Source organism: Gemmatimonadales bacterium (genome assembly GCA_036279355.1).
Classification (GTDB): domain Bacteria; phylum Gemmatimonadota; class Gemmatimonadetes; order Gemmatimonadales; family GWC2-71-9; genus DASQPE01.
In genome coordinates this window covers 1-12,951 of record DASUJH010000021.1, presented here as the reverse complement: position 1 = coordinate 12,951, position 12,951 = coordinate 1, and the positions used below count along the sequence as shown (strand labels likewise).

Sequence of the window (12,951 nt, the reverse complement as noted above, 5' to 3'; positions counted from 1 at the left end):
CTGTAGGGAGCACGGTACTTCCGGGAGGTGGGCCGAATGCCACCGACGCCTTATCGCAGGTTTTCGCATCGGTAACGAGCGTGACTTGGCTTGGGGACACGACCGGCACATGGAACACATTGTCGCGGCCTTGGATAGTCCAGGAGTCTGTCGCCGCCATCATTCGCTGCAGTTCGTTGATGAAACTCGCGCTCTGAGCATCCGCCGGGAGGCACTTGGATGCTGATTGCTGCGCAGCGAGGTTTTGAGCCGCAACCGTAATGCCCAAGATGATTCCGCAAACTGACTGAATTAGGCGTCGTAGCATTTCGCTAACCCCCGATTTGCAATCGATGATCGACTTCTGAGCGTCATTCACGGCCGCATACAGCGATCGGCACCCAGAGACCATCCATACGGGTTGGTGGGCCGGTCGGGAACCGGTGTTCCCTGCCTGAGAAAGTGCACGCGTTCCGGCGACACCGCGACTACATCGATTCGGTTCGTATCGGCGTAGTTCCAATCGTAGCCACTGCCCCCACCATTCGCATCCGGATTGTAGACGGATGCCGAGGAATCGCTACAGGCGGCTCGAATGTCCTCACCGCGAAAGATCGGATGCGCGTGATACACCGCTACAAGTGTATCGTCGCCTTCACGGCGGTTAAGGAGACTAGGACCAGGGTTGCTGCATGGCCCTCCCGGGTACTCCACGAAGAGATTCTCATACCGAAACCCGCCGGTTACAAGGTTCTTCCAAAGCCTGCCCGTCATCTCCTGCCGGTCGAGTAGCGCCTTATCATAGGTCCCTGCAGCCACCAGAAGTGTGTCCATGACCAAGCGCCAGTCGACCTGATCAAGCATCGGAATGCCAGTCGGCGGGCACGGCTCAAGAAACCGGACGCCCACGGGCATGCTCACATAGCCCGTGATAGACTCGTAAGGGGGTGGCAGCGCCCACTTCAGTGAGTCCGGCGGATAGACAATCACCTTTGTGATTTGCTCATCGGGGGGGAAATGTGCTGCGGCGCCCCCGGCAACTTGATCCGCACCGCAGTCAGGGGGATAAACTATCTCCATTTGGACGCTATCAACCAGAGTATTGCCGTTGTAGGCCGCTGCCGACCCATGGCCACTACGACAGTCTATGGGTCCAGGACTAAACGCAGTCAAGCCCACAATTGGCTGCGAGAATATGACCGTTACAGGCCCATGGTATCCCCATTCGTGGCCATCGACTACGAGACCTTGTGGGGCTTGGTATTGTGTTGCACAAGGAGTTCTGTCAGGGTGCTCCGTGTTACTGCTCCCATCGAACGCGAACCGGCAATAGGCATTATCGAAGCCTGGGCTGGACAGCGCACTCACGTCACTCAACGGTTGTGCAGAAGCGCGTTCAGAAGAGCGCCCTGCACGCAAGGCAAGACTCTCGGCCTTGCTGACTCCGTCCGACAATCGTAGCGCGCGCACCGAGGAAGGCGCGGTTGCATGGTCACCGCAAGCAACCACGAGGGCGAGTGCGCAAGTCGCGCAAACACACAGGCAGTCGCGCACGTGCTTTGCGGCCGTCATCATTCGGGCTCCGACTGCACCAACCATGGCAAGGTTGTGGCCTCGACCATGATCATGTGCGCACGTTAGTGATTGGGGGATACGAGGAGAAGCTACGCTAAGCAATTTAAACCCGCAAAACGGCGACGCCGGCGCACATTCAGGAAATTCAGGATTGTGTCGCCTAGAGTCTGTTCTGCACTTCTGCCTGCGGGGCCAGTAGCTTGCGGGCATGCAGGTGCACTTGGAGGCTCGGGCGCCCACGCGGCAGCCCTGCCCGCGCGATGTGAGCGACGAGGCGTGGGCCTTCGTCGCGCCGTACTTGACGCTCTGTCGCGCCGATGCCCCGCAGCGGAAATACGACCTGCGCGAGGTGTTCAACGCCGTGCGCTGGATGGTGAAGACCGGCCCGAGTGGCGCTACATGCCCAACCACTTCCCGCCCTGGGCCGCGATCTACCAGCAGACCCAGCGCTGGATCGCCGCTGACGTCTTCGAGGCGCTGGTCCACGATCTCCACGCCCTGCTGCGCTTGGGCGAGGAGCGCGCCCCCGACCCCACGGCGGTTGTCGTTGATGCGCGCACCCTCCAGTCGAGGCCCGAAAGCGGCCACCGAGCGGGCTACGATGGGCATAAGCGGAAGCGCGGCTCGAAGCTCCCCATTGTGGAAGCTCCACATGGTGGTGGACACACTCGGCTATCTGCTCGCGCCGAACGTCACCCCGGCCCAAGCGCAGGAGCGCGCCCCGGTGGCCGAGCTGGCGATGGAGGTCCAAGCGCTCACGAGTGGCGCAGTCGAGCTGGCGTATGTGGACCAAGGGTATAAGGGGGTCGAGCGGGCCACTGCGGCGGAACAGGGGATCACGCTCGAGGTCGTGCAGCTGCCGGCTGCCGAGCGCGGCTTTGTGCTCCTGGCCCGGCGCTGGGTCGTCGAGCGCAGATTTGCGTGGTCAACCCGCTTCCGTCGGCTGGCACGTGACTTTGAGCGCTCGCCCGCGACCGTGACCGGATTCCACTTCCTCGCGTTTGCCTGTCTCATGCTCACGCGCGCCATCAAATTGTTCGGAAGTGCGTAACAGGCCCTAGCAAAGCTACGCGCCGAGGGTCAACCCATCATCAACTTATCGCGGGGGATGTTCTTGCGAAGAGGACTGAAAGAACTCGGTTAGTGAGCTAAAGTCACCGCGACAGACCCTCCTGCGCCGCTGCTGAAGGGGGGATTGGGCATGCGGCTTCCCTGAAGGGTGTCGGTTCGGCGCGTTCCCTGCGCCCGCCGTCAATCGAGCATCGGCGGCTCCTCCGGCGCGCCGCCCGGCCGATCGCCGCGGCGCCGGTCGCGCCGCTGGCCCTGCTCGTACCAGCGGCGGGTGATCTCGCCGGCGAGCTCGCGGTTGCCGAGCCCGAAGGCGAGCCCCGCCGCGAGCGCCAGCGCGCCGAGCACCAGCGTGAACCCCGCGGTGAGGATCTCCTCCGCCACGCCCACCTGCTGCAACGCCAGAAAGAGCGAGATCAGCACCACCGCGCCCTTCGCCATCTTGGCCACCGTGGGCACGCCGGACACGTTGCCGGCCGAGGCCATGATGATCCCGCGCACGAACTCCCCCACGATCATGCCGAGGATCACGATGACGATCCCGGCGATGAGCGTCGGGATGAAGGCCAGCATCGTGCCAAACATCTGGTTGATGCTCTCCAGGCCGAGCGCGGCACTCGCGAGCAGAATCGCGACGAGCATCACGAGCCAGAAGATGAGCTTGGCGAGCGCCCGGATCGGATCGAGCCGGGGGCCGGCGCGTTCCACCGCCTGGTCGAGCCCGCCCGCGTGGGCCATGCGGTTGAAGTCGATGCGCTTGAGGATATCATCCACCCAGCGCTGCACCTGCCGCGCGAGGAAGTAGCCGGCAAACAGGATGAGCACCGCGCCAAGGAGCGCGGGCAGCACGGCACCAACCTGTTGGGCGCCGATGATCAACCGCTCCCACATTTCGTTCACGGTGACACCTCGATGACGAGTTTGCCGAACTGCTCGCCCGCGGCGAGTCGTGCAAAGGCGTCCACCGCGCCCTCGAGCGGCACCACGCGGTCCACCACCGGCCAGAGCCGGCCCTGCCCCGCGAGGCGCACGATCTCGCGATACTCGCGGTGGCTACCCATGGTGGACCCGAGGATGGTCCACTGATGCCAGAAGAGCCGGCGTAGATCGATGTTGACGGCGGGGCCGCTCGTCGCACCGCAGATGGCAAGCCGGCCGCCGCGCCGGAGTGCGCGGAGCGAACTCTGCCAGGTGCGCTCGCCCACGCTGTCGACCACGACGTCGGCGCCGCGGCCGCCGGTCAGGCGGCGGACTTCCGCCACGACGTCGTGCGTGGCGTGGTTCACGCCGAGCGACGCGCCGAGCCCGCGCGCCGACTCGAGCTTGGCGTCGGAGCCGCTGGTCACGATGGGCGTGGCCCCCACGAGCACAGCGATCTGCAGCGCGGCCTGCGCCACCCCGCCGCCGATGCCCCATATGAGCACCGTCTCCGCCGGCCGCAGCGCCGCGCGCGTCGTGAGCATCCGCCACGCCGTGAGCGTCGCGAGCGAAAATGCGGCGGCGCGGTCCCAAGGCATGTCGTCCGGCACGCGCGCGACGTTCGCCTCATCGATCACGAGATACTCGGCGGCGGTGCCGGGGACGTGCTCGCCGAGAATGCGAAATGTCTTGCAGAGCGACTGTTCGCCGTCGAGGCACGCCTCGCAGGCGCCGCACGAGAGGCCGGGGTTCACCATGACGCGATCGCCGGGCGCCACGCCGCGCACCGCGGAGCCCACCGCGTCCACTACGCCGGCGGCGTCCGAGCCCACGATGTGAGGGAAGTGGTGCTCCACCCCGGGCAGACCGCTCGCCACGAAGATGTCGAGATGGTTGAGCGCGGCGGCGCGCACCCGGATGCGCACGTCGGTGGGGCGCCCGACCTTTGGCTCCGGCAGGCTGCACACGGCGAGCCGGCCGATGCCGCCGGGGCCGGTCAGCGCGAGGGCGCGCATCAGAACGATACGCTCGCCACCTGCTCGCCCGGGTGCAGCGGGAACACTGTCGGTGCGGCGTTCCGTGCGAGGCCGCGCACGAGGACGCGCGACTCGATCGTGCCACGGCTGGCGCGCCGGGTCACGTATACCACGCGCTCGCCGTCGCGCGAAGGCGCGAAGGCCGCGAGCGGCTGGTCGGTCTCGAAGAGTGGCACCGGGCTGCCACCCGCCTGCATCCGCAGGACCCGCCACTCCCGCGAGCCCTTGCCGCGCTCGACGCCCCAGGCAAGATCGCCGTTCGGGAAAAACCGCGGACTCGCCTCCGGCAGCGCGCTCGCCGTCGCGCGAGACGCGTGGCCGCCATCGATGTCCATTCGATAGACGCGCGGGCTCCCGTCGCGCGTCGACACGAACGCGATCGTCTTCCCGTCGGGCGACACGGCGGGCGAGTGGTTCTCGCCGGGGCCGCTCGTGAGCGGCGTTGCCGCGCCGGCCTCGACGGGGATCAGGTAGAGCTGCCGCGAGCCGCTCCGCGCCGAGGTGAACACGAGGTGCGATCCGTCCGGCGTCCACGCGGGCTCGCCGTCGGTGCCGGACTCCTGGGTGAGCCGGCGGATGTCGCGGCCGTCGGCGTCCATTACATAGAGATCGAAGTTGCCGTCTCGCCGCGCGCGGTTGGAGCTGAACGCGATGCGGGTGCGGTCGGGCGAGAAGACGGGCTGGGTGTTCTGGGCACTGTCGGCGAGAACGGGACGCAGCGTGTCGGGCGTGGTGAGGGCCTGCAGGATTCCGAACGTGCCGTAGCGGCTCGAGGCGAGGAGGAACTCGCCGGAGACAAATACGTCGAGCCGCGCGGTGGTGCCCCACGTGGTGGCTGCGGAGAGGATCGCGTGGCCCACCCCCGCGGCCGCAACGTCGCCGCGCGCGTCGACTGCCGCCACGTCCGGTCGGTCGCTGGTCCAGCGGAGATCGCTTGCGGCGCCCGCGGCGCGGCCCTGTCCGTCGAGCAGCGTGGCGCCGATAACGACGTGCTCATGCGGTGCCAACCCCACGCAGGTGCGCTCGAGCCGAAGCGTGCCGGGCACGACAGACACGTGCCAGACGGCGGGCTCGAACCCCGCGACGCGCGCGGTCAGCGTCGTGTTGCCGACGCTCTTGGCCGTGAGCTCGCCGCTGGCGGAATCGAACCCGGCGACGGTGCCGTCGCCCACCTCCCATGCGACGCGCACCTCGGGCACCGGCGTCGAGTCGGACGCCTCCGCCACGGCGGTGAACTTGTGTCGCTCGCCCACGGGCAACTGGATCGGCGCGGCCGACGGGGGCGGCGAGAGCACGACGGCGGTGGGCGTCTTGTACACGACGACGGTGGCGCGGAGCTCCCGACGGAATCCGTTGGCGGCAATCGTCGCCGTGCCGGGCACGAAGGCGCGCACCACGCCGGCGGAATCGACCCGCGCGACGGTGGTGTCGGACGAGCGCCACTGCATGCCGCTATCGACCGCCCGATTCCCCTCGGCGGGCACGGTGACATGCAGCGTGTCGGCCCCGCCGGGCGGGAGCACGAGACGGGTCGCCGAAAGTGCAACCTCGCCGAGGCTCACGTCGACCGCTGCCGTCGCGGTGATGCCGCCGGCCGACGCCTGGACGATGGTGCGTCCGGGCGCCAAGCCGACGACAGTGCCTCCCGAGTCGACGGCAGCAACGTCGGCTCGAAGGGACTTCCACGCTACCCGTGCCACCGTTGCGGCGCTGCCGTCGTTCTGCACCGCCTGCGGCGTGAGCCGGGCTTTTTCGCCGGGAAGGAGATGAAGCGCGGCCGGAGCGATGGTGAGCGCCGCGACGGCGTTCTCACCCCCCGCGCCGGTGCTGTCCACGCCTCCCACGAGCACCGCAAGCGAAGCGCGGCGGTTACGAATCCGCGCCTCGACCTTGGCGAGGCCGGCGCGCACGCCGGTCACGATGCCGTCGGACTCGATCCGGGCGATGGTCGAGTCCGAGCTCCAGAAGGTGAACCGCGCGTTGGGGATGAGGTTGCCCTTGCGATCGAAGGCTGCGGCGAAGATGGCCTGGTGCTGGCCGATGCCCAGTGTCAGCGTCTGAGGCGAGACCTGCACTTCCGCGATCGTCTGCGCGGAGAGCTCACCCGCCAGACCGGATGCGATCGGCGCACCGAAGACGGCGGCGATGGCGGCGGAACGGAAGGCGGCGCACCTGCGGCGCGGCAGGGCGTACAACGGGCCACGCGAGGAGGGGCTCACCGTGGGAATCGCTTCCTGTGAATGCGGGGAGTGCGGCTAAGATACTCGCCGGCTAATCGGCTGTCAAAGCGAGACTTAGAGTGTGCCATGGGGCTTGATGCGGGCGGCGTCGGAGGCCCTTGCAGACCGGACCAATCGGTGCAAGTTATAAGCGCACCCCGTAACTGCACCCCGGCAGGCGCCCCCGCGCCTCGATACCGGCGCCGGGTTTCGCGCCGCATCCGCCCACGGAGGAAGCACTTATGGCCGCGCTGCACAATATGGAAATGGGCTGGTCGGGTTCCGGATGGATGGACCCGTTGCCGCTGCCGAGCGAACCGGCTCCGCCCGCGCCGCCTCCCGTCCCTGTCGCACCGCAGCCGGCCGCCTCGAGGCCAGCACCCCGTCCAGCAACGCCGCCCACCCGTCCCGCGCCGAGTCCGGCCCCCAAGGCCGCGAAGCCGGCGAAGAAGAGCGCCAGGAAGTCCGCGAAAAAGAGCGCGCGCAAAGGCGCTCGCAAGGGTGCGAAAAAGAGTGCGAAGAAGAGTGCGAAGAAGAGTGCCCGGAAGCCCGCGCGGCCGGCCAAGAAGAGCGCACGGCGCCCCGCGAAGAAGTCGGCGCGGCGTCCGGCGCGGAAGAGCGCGCGCCGGAGCGCAAAGAAGAATGCCAGGAAGTCCGCGCGGCGCCCCGCACGGCGGCGGTCCTCGAGGCGGCGGCGTTAGGTCCCGAGGAGGCAAGGCCCGCCGTCGCGATCCGAGCGCCCCGCGTCACGCGGGGCGCTTTGCCTTGGCGGGCTTGCTGAGCCGGTGCAGCGCCACCGCGCAGTTGATGAGCGCGATATGGGTGAACGCCTGCGGAAAGTTGCCGAGGAACTCGTCCGTCGCGGGATCGATCTCCTCGGAGAAAAGGCCCACGTGGTTCGCGTGGCGCAGCATGCGGCGCATGAGCTGCTCGGCCCGCTCGCGGTCGCCGGTCATGGCGAGCGCATGGGCCAGCCAGAAGGTGCAGATGGAGAACGCCCCCTCCTCGCCCTCCAGCCCATCGGGACTCCGATAGCGGTAGACCAGCTCGCCATCCGGAGTCGTGAGCTCGCGCACGACGGCCTGCACCGTCGACTTGACCCGCGGGTCGTCCCAGGGAAGAAACCGCACCATCGGGATGGAGAGCGCCGCCGCGTCCACCGCATCGGTGTCATAGGCCTGGACGAACGATTGCTTCTCCTCGCTCCATCCGCGCTGCATGATTTCGGCGCGGAGCCACTCACGCTGGGCGCGCCAGTGGGCGAGGTCGCCATCGAGGCCCAGCTCCTCGGCCATCGCGATGCCACGGTCGAGCGCTACCCAGCTCATCACCTTGCTGAAAACGTAGTGCCTCGGCTCGCCTCGCACCTCCCAGATGCTGGAGTCGGGGAGCTGCCAGTTGTGGCTCACCCAATCGACCAGGCCCCGAAGCACGCGCCAGGTGGCGTCGGTCATGCCGTGCGAGCGGCGCCAGCGGTCGGCGGTCTCGATGACCTCGCCGTAAACGTCGAGCTGGAGCTGGCCGGCAGCGCCGTTGCCCACCCGCACCGGCCGTGACTGGCGGTACCCGCTCAGATGGTCGAGCTGCCGCTCGATCAGGTCGCGGCGCCCGTCGATGCCGTACATGATCTGCAGATGTCCCGCACCCTCGTGCCGGCACACCCGCTTGAGGAAGCGCATGAAGGCGTCCGCCTCGGCGTGGTGGCCGACGCTGTTGAGCGCGGCGAGCGTGAAAGCGGCGTCGCGCAGCCAGACGAACCGGTAGTCCCAGTTGCGGCTGCCGCCGATCGTCTCGGGCACCGATGTGGTGGGTGCCGCGATGATGGCGCCGGACTCGGCGTAGGTGAGGAGCTTGAGCACCAGCGCGGAACGCTTCACCATGCTGCGATAGGGGCCGGAGTAGCGCACCGCCTGGGCCCAGCGCTGCCAGTACTCCTCGGTGATCTCGAGCTTGCGGCCGCTCTCGTACGCGTCCACCGGGTAGATGTCGTCGTCGTCGTAGCGCAGCACGAACCAGCGCTCCTCGCCGCGCGCGAGCGGAAAGGCCGCGATGGCCGTGGACTGCTCCACGGCCCAGTCGAGCGCGCCGGTGGTGGCGAGGGTCACGACCTGGTCGGTTCGGTCGGTCGCGAAGATGCCGGTGCGGAGCACCTCCAGCCGGGTCGCGCGGGCGCCATACTCGAAGCGCGGCATGAACACGACCCGGAGCGGCACCTGGCCGCGGCGGCAGTACACCCGCCGGTGGATTTCGGGGTGCTGTCCGATAGGATGGCCGTCGGCGCTCACCGGCATGAAGTCGGTGACGGACACGATACCGCCCTCGGTGGTGAAGGTGGTCTCGAGGATGTTGGTCCGAGGCAGATAGCGCTGGGTCGAGGTCCACGCCCCATCGGGCCGGATCGACCACGTGCCGCCGCGCTCGACGTCGAGGAGAGCGCCGAAGATGCTGCCGCTGTCGAACCGGGGAAAGCAGCACCAGTCGATCGCGCCATCGAGGCCGACGAGCGCCGCTGTCCGCATGTCGCCGATCAGGCCGTAGTTGGAAATGGCCTGTTGGCTCATCAGTGGTACTCCTGGGCCCAAAGAGCCCGAAACATAGCTGGCCCGTCTAGCGGGTCCGCCGGCCGGCGTGGGAGCGCCGGCATCTTGCATCGATGGTGCCACAAGTTGAGCTTCCGGTGACTTCCACCCCATCGCATCCATGCGTCTGCACGTCCTCCTGCTGGTCGTGCTGGTTGGTGCCTGCCGTACGCCGGCGCCGGAGACCGTCGCGCCTGAAGCTGCTGCGCGGGAGGCGCCGCGTGGCGCCGAGCTCACGGCGCTCTTTGCCGGGCAACTTGAGCGGGACGCGGACGCCTGGAACCGCGGCGACCTCGACGGGTTCATGGCGTCCTACGCGCGCGACACGTCAACCAGCTTCATCGATGCCGGGCACGCCCGGTACGGGTTCGAGTTCATCCGTTCGCGCTACGCCCCGCGGTTCGCTCCCGGCGCCGAGCGCGACAGCCTCAGATTCGAGGAGATCGCCGCGCGTTCGCTCGGACGAAGGCACGCGCTCGTCACCGCGAGGTTCGTGCTCTTCCGCAACGGCCGGACCACGGCGAGCGGGCCGTTCACGCTGGTGCTCGAGCGCCGCCCCGAGGGATGGAAAATCATCCACGACCATTCGTCGAGTGACCCGCACTAGCGCAGGCGCCGTCGCGACGCTCGCCCTTGCGACACTTGCCGGGGCGGGTGTCCTCGCCGCTTGCAATGCGTGGACGCCCGACGGCGTCGCACTCGTCGGCGCCACGGTGTTCGACGGCACCGGTGCGCCGCCCCGGCGCGACGCCGTCGTGGTGGTGCGGGACGGTCACATCGAGGCCGTGACGACGCGGGCCGGCTTTTCCCTGCCCCGCCGCACGACCGAGGTCGACGTCCGCGGAAAGTGGATCATCCCGGGGCTCATCGACGCCCATGCGCACGTGGCACCCTGGGCCCTCACCCGCTATCTCGCCTGGGGTGTCACCACCGTGCGCGACGTGCACGGCACGCTCGACACCATCCTGGCGCTCCGCCAGCGAGCCAACACCGATCAGGTGCCGAGCCCGCGGATCTACAGTGCGGGAGCCATGATTGATGGGCGGCCACCGACCTACGCGGACGCGATCCCGGTGGACGACGCGTCGGACGCGCGGCGCGCGGTGGACCGACTGGCAGTGGCGGGAGTGGATCTTATCAAGGTGTACACTCGGGTGGACCCCCCGGTGCTCAAGGCCATCATTGACGAGGCGAACACCTTCCATCTGCCGGTCGCAGGACACCTTGGCCTCACCGACGCGGTGACGGCCGCCCGCCTGGGGCTCCGCTCCGACGAGCACATGAGCGGCGTGCCCGAGGCATCGCTGGCGGATCCATCGGCGCTCCTGAGCGCGCACTATCGCGGCTTCTGGCCAGGCTGGACCGCGTTCGAGCAGAGCTGGGCAGGGCTCGACTCCGCCGCGCTCGATCGGGTGGCCCGCGAGCTGGCGGCGCGGCATGTGGTCGTGGTGCCGACGCTCGTCCTGCACGAGACGTTCAGCCGGCTCGAAGATACCCTGGTCACCGCGCGCCCCGAGCTCCGCGCCGTGCCCGCGGCCGAGCAGACCCGGTGGGACGTGCCGGGGATGATCGCACGCGCCGGCTGGGGCCGGTCCGACTTGGCGGCGTTCCGCCGCTCGCGCCCGATGCAGGATCTCTTCCTCAGGCGCTTCCGCGCGGCCGGCGGCACAGTGGCGACCGGCACCGACGCATCAAACCAGCTTCTCATCCCAGGCTTCAGCGTGCACCAGGAGCTCGAGCTTCTGGTGCACGCGGGGTTCACGCCGGCGGAGGCGCTGCTCGCGGCCACCCGGAACGGCGCGGCGCTGATCGGCGCCGACTCGCTGGGCACAATCGTGGCAGGCAAGGCGGCCGACCTCGTCGTGCTCCGCGCCGACCCGCTCGACGACATCCGCAACACCCGCAAGGTCGAGCGCGTGATGCTGCGCGGGCGGCTCATGCCGGCCGATTCCATCCGCAAGGCCTGGTGATCCACACGGCCTGGTAGCGGCGGCACTCCGCCGGTATAACTTCCGCCCCATGCCAGACACCCCGATCGACCAGCGGCCCGCGATCCGACTCACGTCGCTCTCGCACGGCGCCGGCTGAGCCTGCAAGCTCGGCTCCGCCGACCTCGCGCAGGTTCTGCGCGCCCTGCCTATGGTCGAGGACCCGCAGGTCCTCGTTGACGCGGCCACGCGAGATGACGCGGCCGTTTACCGGATCGCGCCCGACCGCGCCCTCGTGGCGACGGTGGATTTCTTCACGCCCATCGTGGACGACCCGGCGGCGTGGGGTGCCATTGCGGCAGCGAATGCATTGAGCGATGTGTACGCGATGGGGGCGACGCCGCTCTTCGCGCTCAACCTGGTGGGCTGGCCGCGGGAAAAGCTTTCGTTCGAGATGCTGGGCGAGGTGCTGCGGGGCGCCGCGGAAACCTGCGCGCGCGCGCGCTGCCTCGTGCTGGGCGGGCATTCGGTGGACGACCCCGAGCCGAAGTTCGGGCTCGCCGTCGTCGGCGAGGTACATCCCGACCGGATGCTCACCAACTCGGGCGCCTGCGCCGGCGACCTGCTCGTGCTCACCAAGCCGCTCGGCACCGGCATTCTGGCGACGGCACTCAAGCGCGGCGCGCTGCTCGAGGCAGGGATGGCCGACGCAGTGCAATCGATGAGCGCGCTCAACGAGGGCGCGGCGCGGGCGGCGCTCCGAGTGGGAGTGAGCGCCGCGACCGACGTGACCGGCTTCGGGCTGCTCGGGCACCTTGCGAACCTGCTCGACGCGAGCCGGGTCGGCGCCGAGGTGGAGTTCGACGCGCTCCCGATCCTGCCGCACGCGCGGAATCTGGCGACGCGCGGGTTCGTGCCGGGCGGCACCACGCGCAACCTCGAAGCCGCGAACGACCGCGTCGATTGGGCGGCTGACCTGGAGGAGACCGATCGCGTGCTCGCCGTCGATGCGCAGACCTCCGGCGGCCTGCTGCTCGCCGTGCCACCAGAGAACGAAGCGGCGCTCCTCACGGCGCTCCGCACCGAGGGGACGCCGGCGGCGGCGACTATCGGGCGGCTCGTGGCAGAGCCGGTGGGGCGCATCCGCGTCACGCGGCGGCCGTACACCGCGCCGGTGTCGACGTAGGCCGCGCGATCACGTGGCGCCGGTGCGGTGGACCGCGGAGCGGATGGACCAGTTGGAGCGCGCGGCGCGGCAGGGGCTCAGGGTGGCGCTGGTGACGCGCCGGGGCACCGAGTACATCGTGGTGGCTGTGCGGGTGGGCGCCGTGGGGCGGCGCGAGGCGCTCATCGCGCGGCTGCCGATGACCGGCGAGGAGCTGGAGTTCCCGCTCGAGGAGATCGAGCAGTTTCAGGTGATCGGGACGTGAGCGGGCACGCCGTCGTGATACACCTCGACGAGAGCTGCCTCGGCAATGGGCGCGAGGGGCGCACGCCCGGCGGTGCGGGCGGGCTGATCGAATGGCGCGCCGGCGCGGTGGAGCGGCGCGACTTTTTCATTTCCGATCCCGATACCACCAACAATCGGATGGCGCTCGCCGGCGCGCTCGCGGCGCTCGACGTCCTCGGCGCGATGGGCGCGCGGCCG

At 69.0% G+C, this 12,951-nt stretch carries 10 protein-coding genes and 1 pseudogene; 6 read left to right on the top strand and 5 right to left on the bottom strand.

Going from position 1 to position 12,951, the window contains the following annotated elements; translation table 11 throughout:
* On the bottom strand, positions 1-358 hold a 358-nt coding region (locus VFW66_05635), incomplete at its 3' end, for a hypothetical protein (GenBank protein ID HEX5386160.1).
* 1,404 nt (positions 359-1,762) lie between these two features.
* Between VFW66_05635 and VFW66_05630 the strand changes: the two are divergent.
* Positions 1,763-2,605 (top strand): annotated as a pseudogene (locus VFW66_05630) (IS5 family transposase).
* 200 nt (positions 2,606-2,805) lie between these two features.
* On the opposite strand, the gene VFW66_05625 reads toward VFW66_05630, so the two are convergent.
* From VFW66_05625 to VFW66_05610, 4 genes are all read right to left on the bottom strand, one after another.
* Complete coding sequence (locus VFW66_05625) at positions 2,806-3,513, bottom strand: hypothetical protein (protein ID HEX5386159.1); 708 nt, start codon at positions 3,511-3,513, stop codon at positions 2,806-2,808.
* Between the two features lie 5 nt (positions 3,514-3,518).
* Positions 3,519-4,556: a zinc-binding dehydrogenase gene (locus VFW66_05620; GenBank protein ID HEX5386158.1), complete on the bottom strand. Its 1,038-nt coding sequence runs from the start codon at positions 4,554-4,556 to the stop codon at positions 3,519-3,521.
* A complete protein-coding gene (locus VFW66_05615; GenBank protein HEX5386157.1) occupies positions 4,556-6,796 on the bottom strand; it encodes an LpqB family beta-propeller domain-containing protein in 2,241 nt (746 codons plus the stop codon). Before VFW66_05615 ends, VFW66_05620 begins: the two co-directional genes overlap by 1 nt.
* A 746-nt stretch (positions 6,797-7,542) precedes the next feature.
* Positions 7,543-9,357, bottom strand: coding sequence for a glycoside hydrolase family 15 protein (locus tag VFW66_05610; GenBank protein ID HEX5386156.1), 1,815 nt, complete (start codon positions 9,355-9,357; stop codon positions 7,543-7,545).
* Between the two features lie 139 nt (positions 9,358-9,496).
* Between VFW66_05610 and VFW66_05605 the strand changes: the two genes are divergently transcribed.
* The 5 genes from VFW66_05605 to VFW66_05585 all read left to right on the top strand — a co-directional run.
* Positions 9,497-9,982, top strand: a complete 486-nt coding sequence (locus tag VFW66_05605; GenBank protein HEX5386155.1) for a nuclear transport factor 2 family protein — start codon at positions 9,497-9,499, stop codon at positions 9,980-9,982.
* On the top strand, positions 9,969-11,345 hold the full coding sequence (locus tag VFW66_05600) for an amidohydrolase family protein (GenBank protein ID HEX5386154.1): 1,377 nt from the start codon (positions 9,969-9,971) through the stop codon (positions 11,343-11,345). The genes VFW66_05605 and VFW66_05600 overlap by 14 nt, the downstream gene beginning before the upstream one ends.
* A 49-nt stretch (positions 11,346-11,394) precedes the next feature.
* Complete coding sequence (selD, locus tag VFW66_05595) at positions 11,395-12,489, top strand: selenide, water dikinase SelD (protein ID HEX5386153.1); 1,095 nt, start codon at positions 11,395-11,397, stop codon at positions 12,487-12,489.
* 22 nt (positions 12,490-12,511) lie between these two features.
* Positions 12,512-12,733: a hypothetical protein gene (locus tag VFW66_05590; protein HEX5386152.1), complete on the top strand. Its 222-nt coding sequence runs from the start codon at positions 12,512-12,514 to the stop codon at positions 12,731-12,733.
* Positions 12,730-12,951, top strand: a 222-nt coding sequence (locus tag VFW66_05585; protein ID HEX5386151.1) for a hypothetical protein, incomplete at its 3' end; no start/stop codon positions are given. The genes VFW66_05590 and VFW66_05585, both read left to right, overlap by 4 nt.

Coding starts and splice junctions, on each gene's coding strand:
- VFW66_05605 (HEX5386155.1), top strand. CDS start 9,497: ATGCGTCTGCACGTCCTCCTGCTGGTCGTGCTGGTTGGTGCCTGCCGT.
- VFW66_05625 (HEX5386159.1), bottom strand. CDS start 3,513: ATGTGGGAGCGGTTGATCATCGGCGCCCAACAGGTTGGTGCCGTGCTG.
- VFW66_05610 (HEX5386156.1), bottom strand. CDS start 9,357: ATGAGCCAACAGGCCATTTCCAACTACGGCCTGATCGGCGACATGCGG.
- VFW66_05620 (HEX5386158.1), bottom strand. CDS start 4,556: ATGCGCGCCCTCGCGCTGACCGGCCCCGGCGGCATCGGCCGGCTCGCC.